The organism is Psychrobacillus soli (genome assembly GCF_006861775.1).
Taxonomy (GTDB): Bacteria; Bacillota; Bacilli; order Bacillales_A; family Planococcaceae; genus Psychrobacillus; species Psychrobacillus soli.
Genome location: NZ_VDGG01000005.1, coordinates 103,834 through 124,170 on the forward strand (window position 1 = coordinate 103,834; position 20,337 = coordinate 124,170).

Consider the following 20,337-nt stretch of genomic DNA (forward strand, 5'->3'; position numbering starts at 1 on the left):
CGATTCTCCATACTGTATTCATTTTAAACCTAGCGATAGACATATTTTCTATTCACTAGAAAAGTAGACAAAAAAACAAAACGACCGAATGTTTCTTACTCATTCGGTCGTTTTGTTTTTTACTTTACAGATCCGCTTTCAAACTCGGTTTCTTTATAATACATATTTTTCACTAAAATGTTAGGACCTAAGCATTTTACTGCCGGACAATGACAGTTCAGTGATTTAGAGAGTGGGGAAGCTAGCCATTTATTAAAAACAGACGGAAGTGTATCCGTTTGAATATTTCCTAGCTTTGGAGCGTCTCCAAAATCAGTTACAATTACTTCACCTGAAAAAATATTGACATTTAATCGTGATCTACCATCAGGATCGTTTCGCACCGATACATTTTTGGCTTTCTTTAATCTATTTAACAGTTCTAAACTTCTATCATTTTGGCTACAAGGATAAAATGGCAAAGTCCCGAACAACATCCATGTAGCTTCATCACGGAAATCTAATAATTGTTCAATCGCATCATGCGTTTCTTCTAATGTAAGCGTTGTTAGGGCGCTAGCAAAATCAGACGGGTACATTGGGTGAATTTCATGTCTAGCACATTTCATTTCTTCGACTACTTGTTTATGGATATGTTCTAAATAGGGAAGTGTTTTTTTGTTGAGCATCGTCTCCGCTGAAACCATGACACCTGCTTCCGACAACATTCGACTATTGTCGATCATTCGCTGGAACAATTTTGCGCGTTGCTCATATGTCGGTTTTCGATCCATCATTGCAAAGCCAGTTTCGACAAATTCATCAATTGTTCCCCAATTATGCGAAATATGTAGCACATCTAGAAACGGGGCAATAAGTAAGTATCTTTCTGGATCTAACGTAAGGTTGGAGTTTATTTGTGTCCGCACTCCACGGCTTTGAGCGTACTTTAAAAGTGGAAGTACATAATTCATGACAGATTTCTTCGAAAGCATCGGCTCTCCGCCGGTAATACTAATCGTTTTTAGATGAGGAATTTCCTCAAGTCTTGAAATGATTAAATCGATAGGAAGCGCATCATCATCTTTCGTTTGGAGTGTATACCCAACTGCACAATGTGCACAGCGCATATTACAAAGATTGGTTGTAGTGAATTCAATATTGGATAATGTAAGTTTTCCATGTGTTTCGATATCACGATAAGCTTCCCATGGATCATTTGTTATGGTCATTCTGTTTTTAGTAATCATGTAAATCTTCCTTTCCAATATAATATTGTCTCATATTCTAATGAAAATGAAAATATAACGTGTAGGAAAGATTGCATGGAAGAGCTATTGGGTATAAGATAAATAACCAGAAATGAGTGGAGGAATTACATGTTTATCGGAAAAAATAATGAAATTAGAGCTGCACTTTTTCAGCAAGTGGATACATTAACAGACCTACAATTCAACCAAAAACCAGATGCGAACGCTTGGTCACCGAAAGAAATCATCGAACACTTGGTGAAAATGGAACAAACGATTGCAAGAGGAATCCAAGCGCAATTAGCTAATCCGGAAAGCCCAAAAGCGAAGAAAAAACCAATACAACTTTCGACATTGAGGTTCATCAAAGTAAAAGCGCCAAGCCATACAATCCCAAGCCCTGATTTTGAAACAAAAGAAAAGATGAAAGCATTGCTTCATGAAACTAGAATGGAGTTACTATCCGTCTATACATCTAGTAATTTGAATGATTTAAGGTCTAAATCATTGAAGCATCCCATTTTTGGGAATGTCCCACTTATTCAATGGTTTCCTTTCGTAGGTCTGCATGAGAAAAGACATCTTAAACAATTAGAAAAAACAATTGAGAAATTAAAAGGTCATAAGTAATAATTATCACTTATTATAATTTTAATGTAATTTACTTATCGACTTTATTCGAGTATGATTGATTTTGGAGAGAAGTCAATAGTATAGAGTCTTTTCAATAGACATTAGGAGGAATAGTAATGGCAAAAAGTAACTTACACAACAGCCGTACTTCTTTTTCTGTGAATGGTAAAGAATATAACTATTATCGTTTAGCAGCATTAGAAGAAGCGGGAATCGCAAATGTATCACGCCTTCCTTATTCAATTAAAGTATTATTAGAATCCGTTTTACGTCAATATGACGGCTATGTTATTAAAGACGATCATGTAAACCAATTAGCAAAATGGGGTAAAGACGCAAATACAGAAGCGGAAGTACCATTTAAACCTTCACGTGTAGTACTGCAAGATTTCACGGGAGTTCCAGTAGTAGTGGATTTAGCTTCATTACGTTCGGCAATGAAAGAAATGGGTGGTAACCCAGACAAAATCAATCCTGCTATTCCAGTAGATCTTGTAATTGACCACTCAGTACAAGTCGACAAATACGGCACATCAACTGCATTAAAAGCAAATATGGATCTTGAGTTTGAACGTAATGCTGAGCGTTACAATTTCTTAAAATGGGCACAAACATCTTACAACAATTTCCGCGCTGTTCCACCAGCAACTGGTATTGTTCACCAAGTAAACTTAGAGTATTTAGCTCCAATCGTACATGTGAATGAAGATGCAGATGGCACATTAGAAACTTTCCCTGACTCAGTAGTAGGTACTGACTCTCATACGACAATGATTAACGGTCTTGGCGTATTAGGATGGGGTGTTGGTGGTATTGAGGCAGAAGCAGGAATGCTCGGACAACCTTCATACTTCCCAATTCCAGAAGTAATCGGAGTTAAATTAGTAGGAGACCTTCCAAATGGAACAACTGCTACTGACTTAGCACTTAAAGTGACTCAAGTATTACGTCAGCGCGGCGTAGTAGGTAAATTTGTTGAATTCTTCGGTCCTGGGGTATCTAAATTACCACTTGCTGACCGTGCAACAATTGCGAATATGGCTCCTGAATATGGTGCTACTTGTGGTTACTTTGCAATCGATGAAGAATCACTTAACTATTTACGTCTAACTGGTCGCGCCGAAGATCATATTGCTGTAGTAGAAGCTTACTTAAAAGCAAATGATATGTTCTTTGATCCAACATTAGAACCAGTTTATACAGATGTAATTGAAATCAACTTAACAGATATCGAAGCAAACCTTTCTGGACCAAAACGTCCGCAAGATTTGATTCCACTTTCTGACATGAAAGCTCGTTACCATGAAGCGGTTGTTGCTCCACAAGGTACACAAGGTTTCGGTTTATCAGAAAAAGAATTCGACAAAACGGCAACTGCTAAATTTGCAGATGGTGATGTAACAATTCCAACAGGTGCTGTAGCAATTGCTGCGATTACTTCTTGTACAAATACATCTAACCCATACGTAATGCTCGCTGCTGGTTTAGTTGCGAAAAAAGCAGTAGAAAAAGGTTTAACAGTTCCTGCTTACGTAAAAACATCTTTAGCACCAGGTTCAAAAGTTGTTACAGGTTATTTAGAAGATTCAGGATTAAACGTATATCTTGATAAAATTGGCTTCAATACTGTTGGTTACGGATGTACTACATGTATCGGTAACTCAGGTCCTTTACTTCCTGAAATTGAAAAAGCAATTGTTGACGAAGATCTATTCGTAACATCTGTTCTTTCTGGTAACCGTAACTTTGAAGGACGTGTACATCCACTAGTAAAAGCTAACTACTTGGCTTCACCACCATTAGTTGTTGCTTATGCACTTGCTGGAACTGTAGATATCGATTTACAAAAAGATTCATTAGGTAAAGACAAAGATGGCAATGACGTATTCTTTGCAGACATCTGGCCTGCAACTGATGAAGTAAATGCTGTGCTTAATAAAGTAGTTACTCGTGAATTATTCCAAAAAGAATATGCACGTGTATTTGACGAAAACGAAGCATGGAACGCAATTGAAACTTCAACAGAATCATTATATACATTTGATAACACATCAACGTATATTCAAAACCCACCATTCTTCCAAGGATTATCGAAGGAGCCTAGTGATATTCAAACACTTGCTGGACTTCGTGTTGTTGCGAAATTCGGTGATTCTATCACTACTGACCATATTTCACCAGCTGGTGCAATTGGTAAAGATACACCTGCAGGTAAATACTTGCGTGAAAATGGGGTAGAAATTCGTGATTTCAACTCTTATGGATCTCGTCGTGGTAACCACGAAGTCATGATGCGTGGTACATTCGCGAACATCCGTATTCGTAACCAAGTTGCTCCAGGTACAGAAGGTGGATACACTACTTACTGGCCAACTGGCGAAATCATGGCAATTTATGATGCTGCAATGAAATATCAAGAAGCGGGTACTGGTTTAGTAGTTCTTGGTGGAAAAGATTACGGAATGGGATCATCTCGTGACTGGGCAGCTAAAGGTACAAACCTTCTAGGTATTAAAGCTGTTATTACAGAAAGCTTTGAACGTATTCACCGTTCAAATCTAGTAATGATGGGTGTTCTACCACTTAATTTCTTACCAGGGGAAAATGCTGAAACTCTAGGCTTAACTGGTAAAGAAGAAATTAGTATTAATGTTGCAGAAGGTGTGAAACCTCGCGATATCCTTCAAGTTACTGCAAAAGCAGAAGACGGTACTGAAAAAGTCTTCAACGTACTTGCTCGCTTTGACTCCGAAGTAGAAGTAGATTACTACCGTCACGGTGGAATCCTTCAAATGGTACTACGTAACAAAGTATTAGAAGCTTAATAAGCTTATATGAAAAAGCCTAATTCCAAGTGAATTAGGCTTTTTTGACGTAGAATAGCTGATTCGCTTACGTCATATGATGTATATAAACAACGTAGGAGTGAATAAAACGAAAAAAAGAAAAATAGGTCTATTGTTTGGTACGTTTTTATTCCTTATTACTATAACTGTCCTACTATTTACTAGTGCGCCAAAAGCAGTTCTTGAAATTTGCTCGCCGTTTTTCCAACAAGGCACGATGGAAACCCAAATTTTACAACTAACCCTTATGGAAAAGGGGGCTTTGTATGATCAAGTTGGAGAGAGATTAAAAGAAAAAGGATATGAGCATCGCATTCTAGGAGGGATAAATGCAGAAGATAGAATTTTAGTTAAATTCGTGTTAGCAAATAAAGAAGCTAATAACATAAGGCAACAAGAAATAGCTGCTATTTTTAATGACTATATTATAAAGAACAATTTAGATCCGCTCTTATTCCAAGTGAAAGTTAGTAATGATACGAGTACAAATTGGTAATATTTTAATTTTAAAACACCAGGAAGGTGTTTTAAAATGATTGTTTCCACTCCGGTTTAATTAATGAGAACAGAAGTGTATCATTTGATTTGTCATTTTGATAAATATAGCCTCTTAAGAGTCCTTCCTGCTGAAAGCCTAGTTTCAATAAAAGCTTGTAAGAAGATTCATTTTCTGTAAAAGTCACTGCTCCAATACGGAATAGCTTTAATTCTTCGAAACAATAATGAATAATCGCTTCTACAGCTTCACTAACAATCCCTCTTCTCCAATATGCAGGAAGCAAGTCATACCCTATTTCTGTACGTTTTTGTGCGAGTGATAGATTGTTTAAGCCGAGTGTACCAACTAATTCATAGGTTTCTTTTAGGTAGATTCCCCACCGGATAGACCGCTTTTCCTGGAAATTCTTAGAGAAAGATTGAATCAAGTTAATAGCTTGTTCTTTCTGTTGAAAAGGTGCCATTCCGTAAAATCTTATGACTTCTTCATTTGAAAAAATGCTATAAATATGATCCACATGCGCTTCTTTAATTTCGATTAGTTTTAATCGATTTGTTTCTAAAACCGGAAAATCCAAATATATCCCCTCACTTTTAAAATATTCTATCATAATCCCATGTTATTACCAAATTATAATTATTCTATAATTATGAATATTTATATGATAGGATAAGTTTAGTAGATTATGTTATTTGATGGGAGTGTTCAAGATGGAACAACTTACGATTATAATGTCTAAACTAACCCCACCGATACCTTCTTCTTTTTATATGAGAAGATCTTCACTAATCAAAAAACTAAAAACAAGTAATCACCAAAAATTGACGCTTTTACATAGTGGAGCAGGTTTTGGGAAAAGCTCTGCGCTTGCCCAATACTATACTGACACAAAAGAAATGTTTTCTTGGTATACGATCACAGAAGAAGACGACGATATCTTCCCGTTCTTACGGCAATTGGTTCATAGCATCCAAAAAATAATTCCTTCCTTTGGAGAAAATTTAATGGAAAGAGATTTGCTTTCCATGTACCCAAAAGAAACGGAACTCATAAATTGGTATTCTCTATTTAGTAACGAGCTTTCTCAAATTGATGAAACGTTTTCCATTGTACTAGACGACTATCATCTCGTGGACCATGTTTTTTCTATCAATTATATAGTAGAGAAAATCATTGAGTTTCTTCCTCCTAAAATCCATTTAGTGGTTGCTTCTCGTATACGTCCTAAGTGGTCGATTTTATTAAAACTAAAACTAAAAGGCCAGTTAGCAGAAATAACAGAAGCAGATTTCGTCTTTTCGGAAGAGGAAATTCTAGTGTTTTTTGAAGATTATTTTGACAAAAAAATAACTACGGATGAAGCTGCTGAAATATTAAAGTTAACAGAAGGATGGGCGATTGCGATCCATTTAATGGCGATGCAGCTAGTCGAGAATAACAAGCAAATAACGAAATTAGACGATCCGCTACTAAAAGATTTGTTTACGTATTTGTCAGAAGAAGTGTTTTTGTTCATGTCAGAAGAGGATCAGCAATCCCTTTTGAACTTTAGTATTTTCCCTATGTTTACGACGAAAGAGATAAGTGATTTCTTTGGTGAGCTGGAAGCGAAAAATTTAGAAAGACTTGCAAATAGTCATGCATTTATCCAAACACTAGGTGAGCCAAATGCGTACCGTTTTCATGCATTATTCCAACAATTTTTAGAAACAAAATGGTTACAAAAAGCACCAAATAATTATTACGAGACCCATAGAAAGGCTGCCAATTACTTTAAAGAACAAAATAATGTTGTGCAAGTACTACATCATGCCGTTAAAACAAACGACGAAATCTTTTTAGGCGAAATGCTTATCTCTTATGCAAATTATATGGTGAAAGCTGGACAATTCGATTGGCTATTAGACCTACTAAAGGATAATTTATCGATAGAAACAAGAAAAAGATTTTACGTACTGTTTTTTTATGAAGGCGAATGCCATCGATATAGAGCTTTTTATGAAAAAGCAAGAATTGCCTATGAAACGTGTTTAGAAAGCGCAATGGACAAACAAGATATCCTGTTTATCAGCCGAGCAAATACAGGTTTAGCGCATATTTATTTGGATACGATTCAACCAGCATTAGCAAAGGGCTATTTGGAAGAGGCAGTTAGATGGGCAGAGGAAAGTGTAGAGATAAACAGTACCGAACGACTTTTTTTAAAGAGGTTACTTGCAGAAAATTTAGTGAATCTTGGCAAAGCGAATGAAGCGAAAGAGTGGGTGATGAATGAGCAGTTAGACGTCACTTTATTAAAAGAAGGCAATCTAGACGCTCGAATCTTACTACGTACAGGCTTATTAAACGAAGCGCAGCATCTTTTAGAACATCGCACCGGGGATGAAGCAAGTTTACCTGATTCGCACCGAGAGACGGAAGTTCTTCTTTCCTTTATTTATTCACTTACTGGTCAGTTGGATGCGGCGATGCATTCTGCAAACAAAGGGATCGCAATGGGTATTCGTGAACAGTCGGGCTTTGTGGAAGCAGTAGGTTGGATAAGGAAAGGACATGCCGAGTTTTTAGCAAGTTCCTTTGATTTGGAGACGCCTGAGAAATATTATAGGAAAGCGATTCAAAGAATGGATGAGTTGAATGTTGCAAGAGCAAAAGCGGAACCTTATATGGGGCTTGCCATCGTAAAGTCGCGACAAGGTCAATTTGAAGAAGCCATTTCGTATGGGGAAAAAGGTTTGCGTGAAACGGACAAGGGAAATGATTATTGGCTTTCTGCGTATATTTTACTTTGTTTGACGATTGTTTATTTTGAACATGAACAGTTTGAAACAGCGATTCAAGTTGGGAAGGAAGCGAATGCTCTTTTTACGAATAGTGGGGATGTATACGGTGAAATGATTGCTCATTACTGGTTAATATGTATATACGATCAATTGGAGCAGGATGATTTATTGATAGATCACGCACAATTGTTTGGAGAATTATGTGTAAAAAATAATTTTTTCTTTTTCCTTCAAAGTAAAACGGTGTTTGGTCCAGCAGATATACAAATAAATTATCCGCTTTTCCAGAAACTTTGCAAACTACAACTAAACAATGATGTACTACAAACGATTGCAACAAGGCTGTCTATCCAACCAACAATCGCTTATCCTGGATACCAATTAAGTCTTCAACTTCTAGGACCATTTTCGCTTTATATGGGGAATGAAGAAATAAGTGATCGAAAATGGCAAAGAGATAAATCGAAAGAATTGCTCGTCTATTTGTACTTACAGAAAAGTCGTTTTGTACCTAAAGAAGAACTAATGCAAGCACTATGGAGCAAAAGTGATGAAAAAACGATGGAACGTGATTTTAAAGTGACGCTAAATTCTTTATTGAAAGTAATTGAACCAAATCGGAAAGCAAGAGAAGATTCCTATTTTATCGACCGTAAACAGTCTATGTATCGTTTAAACCCAGATGCTGTTCTAAAGAGTGATTTAGAAATTTTTCAAAAACTCGCAGATCAAGGGATAGAGGAAAAGAATCCGTTTATATGTAAAGAGTTACTAGTGAAGGCGGTTAAATTATATAGAGGAGAACTAGTAGAAGATAAGCCAACATTAGAATGGATTTCCCATGAGCGAGAAAAAGTACAACAACAATATATACATGTATTAGAACGATTAGCGCAAACAAGCACGCGTTTAAAAGAATTTGATCAAACGATTTATTGGGCAGAAAAATTAATAAAAATAGACTCTACATGGGAAGAAGCATATCGATTATTAATGTTCGCTTTTTATCAGCTACAAAATAGAAGTCTAGCTGTCAAATGGTATGAACGCTGCGTAACTGTCCTTAAAACAGAACTAAATATAGAGCCGATGGATACAACGATTCAAATGTATGAAATGATTACGAGCTATGGATAAAAAGTTCTTGATTTTATTATGCTCCTGCGCAAGCTCGTCGCAAAAAAACGTTTGCTAAAGAGGCAAACGTTTTTTTGTAACTTTTTTGTAACTTCCATTCTATATGATGAAATAGAAGCATGAGAACGCTTACAAATTTGTAAAAGGGGGATTTATATGCCGAAAAAATGGGGATTACTAATGCTATTTGTATTCGTACTAGTTTTCAGTGTCGCTTGTAGTGATGAAACGAATACAGCAGAAGAAACAGAAAAAGAAGAAGGAACTACAACTCCTGTGTCAAGTGAAGTAACAGAAGAAGCAGGTACGATCAAAGTAGGAGTACTTGCATCCTTAACAGGTGCACTGGAATCTTACGGAAAGCAAACAAGAAATGGATTTGAATTAGGACTTGAATATGCGACGGATGGAACGATGGAAGTCGCAGGCAAAAAGATTGAAGTTATTTTCGAAGATACAGAAACGAAACCGGAAGTGGCTGTTCAAAAAGCTACGAAGTTATTAGAAGAAGATGAGGTTGACTTTCTCGTAGGATCTTCTAGTTCAGGAGATACATTAGCAGTTCTTCCACTAGCAGAAGAATACGAGAAAATTATGATTATCGAACCAGCTGTTGCAGATAGTATTACAGGTTCAGAGTTTAACCCGTATCTATTCCGCACAGGACGCAACTCTTCTCAAGATGCAGTAGCTGGAGCAGCTGCAATTGCAGGAGAAGGAGTGAAAATCGCAACATTCGCACCTGATTATTCTTTTGGATGGGATGGGATATCCGCATTTAAAGCAGCGGCTGAAAAGTTAGGGGCAGAAATTGTAGTAGAAGAATATGCAGATCCAGCTGCTACTGATTTCACATCTAATTTACAAAAGATTATCCAAGCAAAACCAGACTATTTATTCGTTGTTTGGGCAGGAGCGAATTCCCCTTGGAACCAAATTGCTGACTTAAAACTGCAAGAAAAAGGGATCAAAATTTCAACAGGGGCTCCTGATATCCCAGCCTTATCTGTTATGGAACCTTTAGTTGGGATGGAAGGATTCTCCGTTTACTATCATACTTTACCAAATAATCCTATAAATGATTGGTTAGTAGATGAGCATAAAAAACGCTTTAACGGAGAAGTGCCGGATTTGTTCACCCCTGGTGGAATGACTGCCGCAATCGCTATTGTGGAAGCATTGACAAAATCGGAAGGGAATGCAGATGGCACAGCGCTAATCGATATTATGGAAGGAATGTCGTTTGAAACGCCAAAAGGAACGATGACTTTCCGTCCAGAAGATCATCAAGCATTACAATCGCTGTACTCGATTAAACTGGAAAAACAAGAAGGGGTAGATTACCCAGTACCAGTACTTATCAGAGAATTGTCACCGGAAGAAACAGAGCCACCGATTTTAAACAATAAATAAAATAGAGATGTGATAGCCTAGATCATTAGGTCTGTCACTCTCCATAGGATAGAACATTTCCATCCTATGGAGAGCGATAGAAGAAGGGGGTATGTCTTATGGAACCAATATTAAGAACCGAAAATTTAACGATTAAATTTGGCGGACAGACCGCGGTGGATCATGTGGACTTTGTTATGCCGGAAAAACATTTTAAATCAATCATCGGACCAAATGGTGCGGGTAAAACCACTTTCTTTAATTTAATTAGTGGCGAGTTAAAACCAACAGAAGGTGATGTCTTCTTTAGAGGAGAATCGATGGCTAACTATTCTTCTGTCATACGAACGAGAAAAGGACTAGGTCGATCCTTTCAAATTACAAATGTATTCCCTAATCTCACCGTAATCGAAAATGTGCGACTAGCAGTACAGTCAAAAGAACAAATTCGCTATCGACTTTTCCGTCACTTTACTGCCTATAAAGACTTGCATATCCAAGCGGAACGTTTACTGGAAATAGTATTGCTATCCGGCAAAGCAAACGCTTTTGCCAATCAGTTATCGCACGGGGAAAAACGAAAGTTGGAAATAGCGATGTTACTTGCCCTTGATACGGAAGTATTACTACTAGATGAACCTACTGCAGGAATGTCACTAGAAGAAGTACCGGCTATTTTAGATGTGATTAAACAAATAAAACAAACAGGCAACAAAACGATTTTGTTAATCGAGCATAAGATGGATATGATTATGGACTTATCAGATTCTATTATGGTGCTTTTTAATGGTAGATTACTAGCGGACGGAACTCCAACAGAAATTATGGACAATGAAACGGTTCAAAGTGCTTACCTAGGAGGATTATATGATGAGCATCTTGCTTAAAGTAGAAAACGTTCAGACGCATATTGGTCAGTACCACATATTACAAGGTGTTTCATTTGAAGCAAAAGAAGGCCAAGTAAGTGTGCTGCTAGGTAGGAATGGTGCAGGAAAAACGACTACGTTAAAAACGATTATGGGACTTACTCCTGCAACTTCCGGAACGATTCATTTTCAAGATAAAGAGATTACGAAACAAGCAACGCACCATATTGCTTCAAGCGGCATCGGATATGTTCCAGAAGATCAAGGAATCTTTGGGGCACTCACCGTAGAAGAAAACTTAAAAGTGGCGATGCGGAAAGAAGATGATGCAGCACTGGCAAGGCAAGAATACGTACTTGAACTTTTCCCCGATTTAAAGAAGTATTGGAAAAAAGATGGGGGACATTTGTCAGGTGGGCAAAAACAAATGCTTTCCATGGCACGAGCTTTTATAAACGATAGCAAATTGCTGCTGATCGATGAACCATCCAAAGGCCTAGCCCCAGTTGTTATTGAAAAAGTAATGGAAGCAATTGTAGAAATGAAAAAACAAACGACCATTATTTTAGTAGAACAAAATTTCATCATGGCTAGTAGAATTGGTGATACATATACACTAATTGACGACGGAGAAACCGTTCGATCCGGTCAAATGAGCGAACTTGTACAAAACGAAGAGTTAAAACGCCAATATTTAGGAATTGGATAGGAGGTTATACAATGGAGTTAATCATCAATTTATTGATTAATGGACTTGCAACAGGCATGCTCATCTTTCTTCTAGCAGCCGGACTTACATTAATATTTGGTTTAATGGATGTATTAAACTTTGCACATGGTGGTTTGTTTGCTTGGGGAGCTTTTTCCGGCGTTTGGTTTTATGGATTAACGAATAGTTTTACGATAGCTATCATTGGTGCCATCTTAACAGGAGCTGTACTTGGATTTATAACAGAAAAGATCATTATCAAACCGGTATACGGAAATCATATTCAACAAATTCTTATTACGCTCGGTTTTATGATTGTGTTGTCTGAAATGTTGAAAGTTGTTTTTGGTCCCAATCAAATTGCGGCAAAAACCCCTCCATTACTGTCTGGAAGTTGGGAAATCGGAGACGTCATTATTATTAAATATCGCTTATTTATCATTGTGGTGGGCTTTCTTGTATTCGGAGTATTCCAGTTCATCTTAAAACGAACAAAGATCGGATTAATCGTTCGTGCTGGAGTAATGAACAAAGAAATGGTGCAAGCGCTTGGTATTAATATTAAACAAGTATTTTTGTATGTATTTATGGTAGGAGCGGCGCTTGCGGCTTTAGGTGGCGCGCTTATGGCACCATATTCCGGTGTCGTTTATGCGGAAATGGGTATGGAATTTGCCATTCTAGCGTTTATCGTAGTAGTTATTGGTGGCATGGGAAGTTTTCCAGGGTCCCTTCTTGCCGCCATACTTGTAGGGCTTGCTGGTAGCTTCATGGCTTACTATGTTCCTGCTTTATCACTTGCGGTTAATATGATGCTTATGGCGATTGTATTAATATTCCGTCCGCAAGGTTTGTTCACGGCGAAAGGATGATGCGAGATGAAGAATAAATTCCAAGTTAATAATGCCATCTTACTTGTTCTAGTCGCTGCACTTGCCGTTTTTCCATTTGTATCCGACTCACGGACTTGGACGATTTTACTGACGCAAATTTTCATCTTTTCTATCCTTGCCATGAGTTATGATCTTCTATTAGGGTATACAGGAATTGTATCATTTGGGCATGCGATGTTTTTTGGGATGGGTGCATATGCTACAGCAATTATGCTTAACCGTTTGGAACCTACGCTTTCCGTGTTCTTTTTATCTATAGCGGTTGGAATGGTAATAGCGGGTGTGATTAGTTTTTTAATTGGCCTACTTACGCTCCGTTTAAAAAGCCACTTCTTTGCGATGTTAACACTGGCTGTATCTGGCTTGTTTTTAGTACTTGCCGAAAAGTGGAGAACACTTACGCATGGAAATGATGGTTTCACGTTTCGTGCGCCTGAGTTTTTTAAAGATCGAATGATGTTTTATTTATTAGTTCTCGCATGTTTAGTACTCGTTTATTTCTTCCTACGCAGGTTTGTGCATTCACCACTAGGTAGAGTATTAATTGCTGTAAGGGAGAATGAGCAAAGAACAAAATCACTTGGTTTTCAGACATTGCATTATAAAGTAATCGCCTCTGTCGTTGCGGGAGTTGTCGCAAGTTTAGCGGGGTCATTATATGCTATTTCATTGCGATTTGTGAATACTAGTGTACTAACGATGGATATTACCCTCGACGCCCTTCTTATGACCATTATTGGAGGGGTAGGAACATTAATTGGACCAATTATTGGCGCTGGTGTGATAGAGCTTGCCCAGCATTATTTATCGGGCCTTGCAAAAGAACACCCGATTTTTGAAAGATGGATCATCTTCTTTGGGATTATTTATATACTAGCAGTTATCTTTTTCCCAAAAGGGATTTTAGGAACGATTCAATACGCGTTTTGGAAACAGAAAAATAAAATACCAAAAGTGGACGTTGCTGCTCCTAGTAGAAAGGAGCTTACTAAATGAATATCGGAATCGTAAGTACCGGTGTTTATATTCCGGATAGTAGGATGACAGCAGAAGAAATTGCAACTCTTGCTAACTTACCGGTGCATGTCGTGAAAAACAAAATGGGTATTACACAAAAAGCAATTCCTGGTCTAGAGGATCATACGGTAAAGATGGGTATTCGAGCAGCGGAAAAAGCGCTACAAAAAGGGAATATTGACCCAAAAACAATCGATTTAGTCATTTATATAGGAGAAGAACATAAGGAATATCCTCTCTGGACAGCTGCTATTAAAATGCAAGAAGCACTAGGAGCTTATCATGCTTGGGGTTTTGATGTTGCGCTTCGTTGCGGAACAACGATTATGGCGATGAAGGTCGCGAAAAGCTTAATGCAGACAGATGCTACGATTAACACCGTTTTACTTGCCGGCGGTTATCGAAATAGCGACTTTATCGATTACACGAATGAACGAACTCGGTTTATGTTTAACTTAGGAGCTGGAGGGGCTGCCATGATTTTGAAAAAAGATCATGGCGAAAATATTATTTTAGAGACGGATATCATGACGGATGGTTCTTTTTCAGAAGATGTCGTTGTACCAGTTGGAGGAACGAAAGAGCCTTTAACGACGGAACATTTGCAAAAAGGATTATACCGTCTAGATGTATTGGACCCACAAGGGATGAAGGCTAGACTAGAGCAGAAATCGATGCAGAATTTTTTAAAGGTGATCCGTCATGCATTATTGAAAAGCGGTTATTCCGAGCAAGACATTGATTATTTAGCTATCCTCCATATGAAAAAATCGGCACACGACTTTGTATTACAGGAACTAGGTTTAACAAGTGAACAAACGACTTATTTAAGTGAGTACGGACATATTGGGCAAATGGATCAAATTATTTCATTGGAACTAGCACAACAAGAAGGGAAGTTAAAAGACGGGGATCTAGCCGTATTAGTTAGTGCTGGGATAGGGTATGCATGGGGAGCAGTGGCGGTAAAATGGGGAAGATAAAAAGGAGTGGATTAAGGTGAATTTACAAAAAGTACAGTTAGAAAACGGGGAGTCGATCGCGTATCGCGAAAGACAAGGCGGGGAAGAAGTCATTGTGTTAGTTCATGGAAATATGACTTCTTCTAAGCACTGGGATGTGCTAATCGACAATTTAGATGCAAAGTATACAGTATACGCGGTCGATTTACGCGGTTTTGGTGAATCTACGTATCATACCCGAGTAGAAGGAATCAAAGACTTTTCTGATGACTTAAAAGGAGTTGTCGATGCGTTAGAATTAAAGCATTTCCACTTAATAGGATGGTCTACTGGTGGAGCTATTTGTATGCAATTTGTTGCGGATAACCCGGGTTATTGTGAGAATTTAGTACTTCTTGCGTCCGCATCCACTAGAGGGTATCCATTTTTCGCAGCAAATGTGAGTGGTTTACCCAATTTAGCGTATAGATTTCAAACAATTGAAGAAATAGAGAATGATCCAGTAAGAACGATCCCGATGCAAGGCCTGTACAACACGAAAAATAAAATGGGATTAAAAGCCGTTTGGAATGCTGCAATCTATACACATAACCAACCAAAAAAGGAGGATTATGACGCTTATCTGGATGATATGCTCACGCAACGAAACTTAGCGGATGTTTATCATGCTCTAAACACATTTAATATAAGTGATGTAGATAACGAAGTCGCTAAAGGTACAAACCAAGCAAAGGATATTACGATTCCTGTCCTTATATTGAGAGGAGATCGTGATTACGTTGTGACAGAGGAAATGACACAGGAAATTGTCGCTGATTTAGGGGAGAATGCCACTTATATCCCACTTCTTAATTGTGGCCATTCTCCATTAATAGACGATTTGGAGCAGTTAACAAGCCGAATCGAAAATTTTATTTCAAAGGAGAATGGACAGTGAGATTACAAGACAAAGTTGCGATTATTACTGGAGCCGCTAGTGGAATTGGTTTAGCAGCAGCCCTTCGTTTCGCTGAAGAAGGTGCCAAAGTGGTATTAGCAGACTATGATGCAAATGCAGGGGGGGAACAAGAGAAAGCACTAAAAGAACTAGGCTATGATGTGAAGTTTATTCAAGTTGATGTAGCAAATCGGGATAGTGTGGATTCCCTTGTAACGCAAACTATTAAACATTTTGGGGAGATTCATATATTAGTCAACAATGCAGGTATTACGAAAGATGCAATGCTAACTAAAATGACGATAGAAGATTTCTCACGTGTATTAGACGTTAATTTAACAGGGGTTTTTCATTGTACGCAAGCAGTAGTTCCTCACTTAATAGAGCAAGGCTACGGTAAGATTATTAACACCTCATCCGTGAGTGGCGTTTATGGAAATTTTGGGCAAACGAACTATGCTGCCTCCAAAGCAGCCGTCATTGGCATGACTAAAACATGGGCAAAAGAGCTAGGACGAAAAGGGATTAATGTCAATGTTGTTTCTCCAGGCTTCACCGCTACTGCTATGGTAGCTAAAATGCCAGAAAAAATTATCGAACAAATGAAGGCTGGAGTTGCGCTTCGACGTCTTGGCGAGCCACAAGATATTGCTAATGCTTATTTATTTTTAGCTTCTGATGAATCTAGTTATGTACACGGAAGTGTATTACAAGTAGACGGCGGAATTATGATGTAACGAAAGGAGCGGTGCAAAGTGTATACAGAGCAAGCTTGGATATATAAACGCGCGATACTTTCTCCAACAAAAATTGCCCTCATTGATAGCAGCACGAAAGAACAATGGAGCTATCGTACGTTAACGGATCATATATCCAAATGGGTTCACTATTTTCATCAAAAAAATTATCAAAAAGGCGATCGAATTGTCGTTATCTCACAGAACCGAATCGACCTATTTGCGATTATATTCGCATGTGGCGTAACAGGTCTACTCTATGTACCGCTCAATTTTCGATTAAGTGAAGTAGAATTAGCGTATATTTTAGAAGATTGTAAACCAGTGCTCATTATTCATGATGAAGAGCATCAAGCAATTAGTAATACATTTATACAGGTGGAGCGTCTATTACTATCAACTGTATTAGAAAAAGCTACCTTTTACTATCCATCTAGCAATGTTTGGAGTCCGTCTGATAGTTGGATTATTATCTATACGGGAGGAACGACAGGAAAACCAAAAGGGGTAGAGCTATCTTTTAATGCAGTGAATTGGAATGCGATGAATACAATTACAAGCTGGGGCTTGAGCGATTCGGATTGCACGCTGAATTATATGCCGATGTTTCATACTGGAGGGTTAAATGCCCTATGTATCCCGATTTTAATGGCAGGAGGCACAGTAGTTGTTGGGGCCCGTTTCGACGCCGAAGAAGCACTTAAAGCGCTAAACACATATAAAACTACGCTGTCTTTATTTGTTCCGACTATGTATCAAGCCATGCTCGATACGACTTATATTCATACGGCGACTTTCCCAACCGTAAAAGTGTTTTTATCTGGAGGTGCGCCTTGTCCTCATACAATTTATCAACGGTTTGAAGACAAGGGCATTCTTTTTAAAGAAGGGTATGGACTAACAGAAGCCGGACCTAACAACTTTTTTATCGATCCAATGGATGCAAGGGAAAAAAGGGGATCCGTGGGGAAATGTATGCTGTTTAATGAAGTGAAAATAATGAATGAAAATGGACACCTATGTCAGACAAATGAAGTAGGAGAGCTTTATATTTCCGGTAAGCATGTGTTTACGAAGTATTGGAATAACATAGAAGAAACGAGTCGTGCTTTTGTTGATGGTTGGTTAAAAACAGGGGATTTAGCTAAGGTCGATGAAGATGGTTTTTACTATATAGTTGGTAGAAAAAAAGAAATGATTATTTCTGGAGGAGAAAATGTGTATCCCCAAGAGGTGGAGCAGTGCCTAGTCTTACATCCAAACGTTAAAGAAGCAGCGGTAATCGGAGTCGCAGATGAAAAATGGGGAGAATGTGTTACCGCATTTGTGACTTGTCTAACTGTAGATGAATCGTTCGAAACGGAATTATTGCAAAGTTGCAAACAAGTTCTTGGCAGTTATAAAGTACCGAAGAAAATCTATATTTTAGATGAACTACCTCGCACCGATGTTGGTAAAATTGATAAAAAACAATTACAAGAATTAGCTGTAAAGATTTGATTTACAGCTTTTTATCTTTCCTTTTTGTATAATTAGTTTTGAGGTGACTTATATATGTTTATTAGTGAGAAGGAAATTGAAGTACGCTATGCAGAAACAGATCAAATGGGAGTAGTGTATCATGCAAACTATGTAATATGGCTAGAGATTGGTCGAACACAGCTTATTAAAGATTTAGGTTACTCCTATGCAGGACTCGAAAAAGATGGTTATTTATCTCCTGTTACGAATGTGAATGTCAATTATAAATCATCTGTGAAATACGGAGAAACAGTAATTGTGAGAACATGGGTTGAAAGCCACGGAAAGCTTCGAACTACATATGGCTATGAAATTGTCCATGAAGATGGGACGATCGCTTCTACTGCAACATCCGAACATGTTGTAGTGAATAAGGATAATTTTCGACCAGTTTCCTTGAAAAAAGTTCATCCTGCATGGGATGCAAAATATATGGAAATTGCAAAGGTGATTGTCTAATGGCATTTGGTATTACGAGGGATGAGTTGCGACATTGGAAAGTAGCAGTTGAAAATGAACAGATTGCTTTCCTCACTCATTATTGGCTAGATGATCGCTTTCCAGGGTGTAAAACAGTTACGAAAGTCGGTTGTAGTAACTTAGAAAAGCTAATCGAGTGGGGCAAAAAATACGGTTTAAAAGAAGAATGGATTGACCATAAAGAGGCATATCCACATTTCGATTTATTTGGAAAACATGAATACGAAATTATGCAACATGAGGGACTACTTGATCAACTGATGAAATTTCAATAAGAAAAGCGTGATTTGATATCACGCTTTTTTATGTATAGTAAGGTGATGTGAGAAGTCGGGGGAGAGTCACCCCCCTCCTACTCGATCAGTTACTTTAAAATAAAGGCATTCTCAACATAGATGGACAAAACTATCATTTTCCTTCATATAAGCAAGAAAGCTGGATGAAGAAAGAGTGTATCTTTCAATAGTTTGTCTATTTTTGCAGGTTAAGAAATGTTTTTCAGCAAAGATTTCATTAAATATTCACGTCAATGTCATCAAGGTTTACTCCGCCTCTGTCTGCCTTTTGAACAGTCTTACTGTTATTTTCTTCTTGATCTACTAGACTTGCAATAGGATTAGCTGCATTCTTACCGGCTTTGAGATTATCATTACGTTGATCATCACCTGCTACGTCGCGGCCTCCATTGTTTGCTTCAGCTTCGTTGCCAAGAACATTTTGATTGGTTGCGGTGTTATAATTATGGATATTGATATAAAATTTACAACCGTCTTTTTCAAACTCTACGGAACATTTGTCTTTCTTATTGTCAAATTCATGGTATTGTCTCATTTAAACACACCTCCTTTTTTATTGATAATCTAATATATGCTTGCGTTTTTTTGGTGATAGGACGAACATATCAATATTAAAGTCTATTTTACTCTATGAAACAAAATAGATTGTAAATACAAACTAAAAGAATAAACACATCTTTCCGGTACGCAAAACAAATAGCCATATATGGTTGTATGAAGAAAGATTTTATCTGTCTATTTCTACAGGTTAAGGATTTTTTTCATAGCAAAGATTTCATTAAATATTCACATCAATGTCATCCGCGTTTACTCCACCTCTGTCTGCCTTTTGTAGAGTCTTACTGTTATTTTCTTCTTGATCTACTGCACTTAGAACAGCATTAGCAGCATTCTTACCGGCTTTAAGATTATCATTTACTTGATCATCTCCTGCTACGTCGCGACCACCATTGTTTGCTTCGGCACCGTTACCAGGAACATTTTGATTGGTTGCAGTGTTATAGTTATAAATATTGATATAAAATTTACAACCATCTTTTTCAAACTCTACTGAACTTTTGTCTTTCTTATTGTGATATTCAGGGAATTCATACAATTCTCTCATTTAAACTCACCTCCTTTTTTAGTCATAATCTAATATATGCTTGCGTTTTTTTGGTGATAGGACGAACATCTTCATTTGTAGTCTATTTTTGCTTTATCAAAACAAAATAGATTGTAAGCCTAAATTATAAAAAATAAGCACATCTTTCCAATATGCAAAACAAATTGTAACCGTCAAGTGAAAACATACAGTTTTTGCTCGTTTGAAATGAACACTTTTGCTTAAAATACGTGCTGCCTGTTTTTCATGCGATAGCTGTCTCCCTCCATGTGAATAACCTCCACACGATGTA

The 20,337-nt window shown here is 37.6% G+C and carries 20 protein-coding genes; 15 read left to right on the top strand and 5 right to left on the bottom strand.

Annotation, left to right across the window (positions count from 1 at the left end):
- Window positions 1-119 precede the first annotated feature (119 nt).
- On the bottom strand, window positions 120-1,229 hold the full coding sequence (yfkAB, locus tag FG383_RS03735; RefSeq protein WP_142605505.1) for a radical SAM/CxCxxxxC motif protein YfkAB: 1,110 nt from the start codon (window positions 1,227-1,229) through the stop codon (window positions 120-122).
- A gap of 129 nt (window positions 1,230-1,358) precedes the next feature.
- Here yfkAB and FG383_RS03740 point away from each other — a divergent pair, with 129 nt between their 5' ends.
- From FG383_RS03740 to FG383_RS03750, 3 genes are all read left to right on the top strand, one after another.
- Window positions 1,359-1,859 (top strand): DinB family protein, encoded by a 501-nt coding sequence (locus FG383_RS03740; protein WP_142605506.1) that lies wholly within the window; start codon window positions 1,359-1,361, stop codon window positions 1,857-1,859.
- A gap of 119 nt (window positions 1,860-1,978) precedes the next feature.
- A complete protein-coding gene (gene acnA / locus FG383_RS03745) occupies window positions 1,979-4,687 on the top strand; it encodes an aconitate hydratase AcnA (protein ID WP_142605507.1) in 2,709 nt (902 codons plus the stop codon).
- Window positions 4,688-4,787: 100 nt separating this feature from the next.
- On the top strand, window positions 4,788-5,204 hold the full coding sequence (locus FG383_RS03750; protein WP_142605508.1) for a hypothetical protein: 417 nt from the start codon (window positions 4,788-4,790) through the stop codon (window positions 5,202-5,204).
- Window positions 5,205-5,235: 31 nt separating this feature from the next.
- Here FG383_RS03750 and FG383_RS03755 read toward each other — a convergent pair whose 3' ends face one another.
- The gene (locus FG383_RS03755) at window positions 5,236-5,784 is read right to left on the bottom strand and encodes a GNAT family N-acetyltransferase (protein WP_142605509.1); all 549 of its coding nucleotides are present in this window, start codon (window positions 5,782-5,784) and stop codon (window positions 5,236-5,238) included.
- A 133-nt stretch (window positions 5,785-5,917) separates the two neighbouring features.
- Between FG383_RS03755 and FG383_RS03760 the strand changes: the two genes are divergently transcribed.
- From FG383_RS03760 to FG383_RS03815, 12 genes are all read left to right on the top strand, one after another.
- A complete protein-coding gene (locus FG383_RS03760) occupies window positions 5,918-9,127 on the top strand; it encodes an AfsR/SARP family transcriptional regulator (RefSeq protein WP_185907837.1) in 3,210 nt (1,069 codons plus the stop codon).
- Between the two features lie 156 nt (window positions 9,128-9,283).
- Entirely contained in the window at window positions 9,284-10,540 is a 1,257-nt protein-coding gene (locus tag FG383_RS03765; RefSeq protein WP_142605511.1) for a substrate-binding domain-containing protein, read from the top strand.
- 98 nt (window positions 10,541-10,638) lie between these two features.
- A complete protein-coding gene (locus tag FG383_RS03770) occupies window positions 10,639-11,406 on the top strand; it encodes an ABC transporter ATP-binding protein (RefSeq protein ID WP_142605512.1) in 768 nt (255 codons plus the stop codon).
- Window positions 11,390-12,097 (top strand): ABC transporter ATP-binding protein, encoded by a 708-nt coding sequence (locus FG383_RS03775; protein ID WP_142605513.1) that lies wholly within the window; start codon window positions 11,390-11,392, stop codon window positions 12,095-12,097. The genes FG383_RS03770 and FG383_RS03775 overlap by 17 nt, the downstream gene beginning before the upstream one ends.
- Before the next feature lie 11 nt (window positions 12,098-12,108).
- Window positions 12,109-12,969: a branched-chain amino acid ABC transporter permease gene (locus tag FG383_RS03780; RefSeq protein ID WP_142605514.1), complete on the top strand. Its 861-nt coding sequence runs from the start codon at window positions 12,109-12,111 to the stop codon at window positions 12,967-12,969.
- Between the two features lie 6 nt (window positions 12,970-12,975).
- Window positions 12,976-13,986: a branched-chain amino acid ABC transporter permease gene (locus FG383_RS03785; protein WP_142605515.1), complete on the top strand. Its 1,011-nt coding sequence runs from the start codon at window positions 12,976-12,978 to the stop codon at window positions 13,984-13,986.
- Window positions 13,983-14,990: a 3-oxoacyl-ACP synthase gene (locus FG383_RS03790; RefSeq protein ID WP_142605516.1), complete on the top strand. Its 1,008-nt coding sequence runs from the start codon at window positions 13,983-13,985 to the stop codon at window positions 14,988-14,990. Before FG383_RS03785 ends, FG383_RS03790 begins: the two co-directional genes overlap by 4 nt.
- Before the next feature lie 16 nt (window positions 14,991-15,006).
- Window positions 15,007-15,906, top strand: coding sequence for an intracellular short-chain-length polyhydroxyalkanoate depolymerase (gene phaZ / locus FG383_RS03795; protein ID WP_142605517.1), 900 nt, complete (start codon window positions 15,007-15,009; stop codon window positions 15,904-15,906).
- Window positions 15,903-16,643: a 3-oxoacyl-ACP reductase FabG gene (fabG, locus tag FG383_RS03800; RefSeq protein WP_142605518.1), complete on the top strand. Its 741-nt coding sequence runs from the start codon at window positions 15,903-15,905 to the stop codon at window positions 16,641-16,643. Before phaZ ends, fabG begins: the two co-directional genes overlap by 4 nt.
- 18 nt (window positions 16,644-16,661) lie before the next feature.
- A complete protein-coding gene (locus FG383_RS03805) occupies window positions 16,662-18,143 on the top strand; it encodes a class I adenylate-forming enzyme family protein (RefSeq protein WP_142605519.1) in 1,482 nt (493 codons plus the stop codon).
- 54 nt (window positions 18,144-18,197) lie between these two features.
- Window positions 18,198-18,623, top strand: a complete 426-nt coding sequence (locus FG383_RS03810) for an acyl-CoA thioesterase (protein WP_142605520.1) — start codon at window positions 18,198-18,200, stop codon at window positions 18,621-18,623.
- On the top strand, window positions 18,623-18,919 hold the full coding sequence (locus FG383_RS03815; RefSeq protein WP_142605521.1) for a hypothetical protein: 297 nt from the start codon (window positions 18,623-18,625) through the stop codon (window positions 18,917-18,919). Before FG383_RS03810 ends, FG383_RS03815 begins: the two co-directional genes overlap by 1 nt.
- A 238-nt stretch (window positions 18,920-19,157) precedes the next feature.
- Here FG383_RS03815 and FG383_RS03820 read toward each other — a convergent pair whose 3' ends face one another.
- The 3 genes from FG383_RS03820 to FG383_RS21095 all read right to left on the bottom strand — a co-directional run.
- Window positions 19,158-19,475 carry a hypothetical protein gene (locus FG383_RS03820; protein ID WP_142605522.1) on the bottom strand — a complete coding sequence of 106 codons (318 nt, stop codon included), beginning with the start codon at window positions 19,473-19,475 and terminating at the stop codon, window positions 19,158-19,160.
- A gap of 243 nt (window positions 19,476-19,718) precedes the next feature.
- Complete coding sequence (locus FG383_RS03825) at window positions 19,719-20,045, bottom strand: hypothetical protein (RefSeq protein WP_142605523.1); 327 nt, start codon at window positions 20,043-20,045, stop codon at window positions 19,719-19,721.
- A 96-nt stretch (window positions 20,046-20,141) separates the two neighbouring features.
- Window positions 20,142-20,337 (bottom strand): hypothetical protein (locus FG383_RS21095; RefSeq protein ID WP_221887502.1); only part of this gene is annotated, 196 nt, incomplete at its 5' end.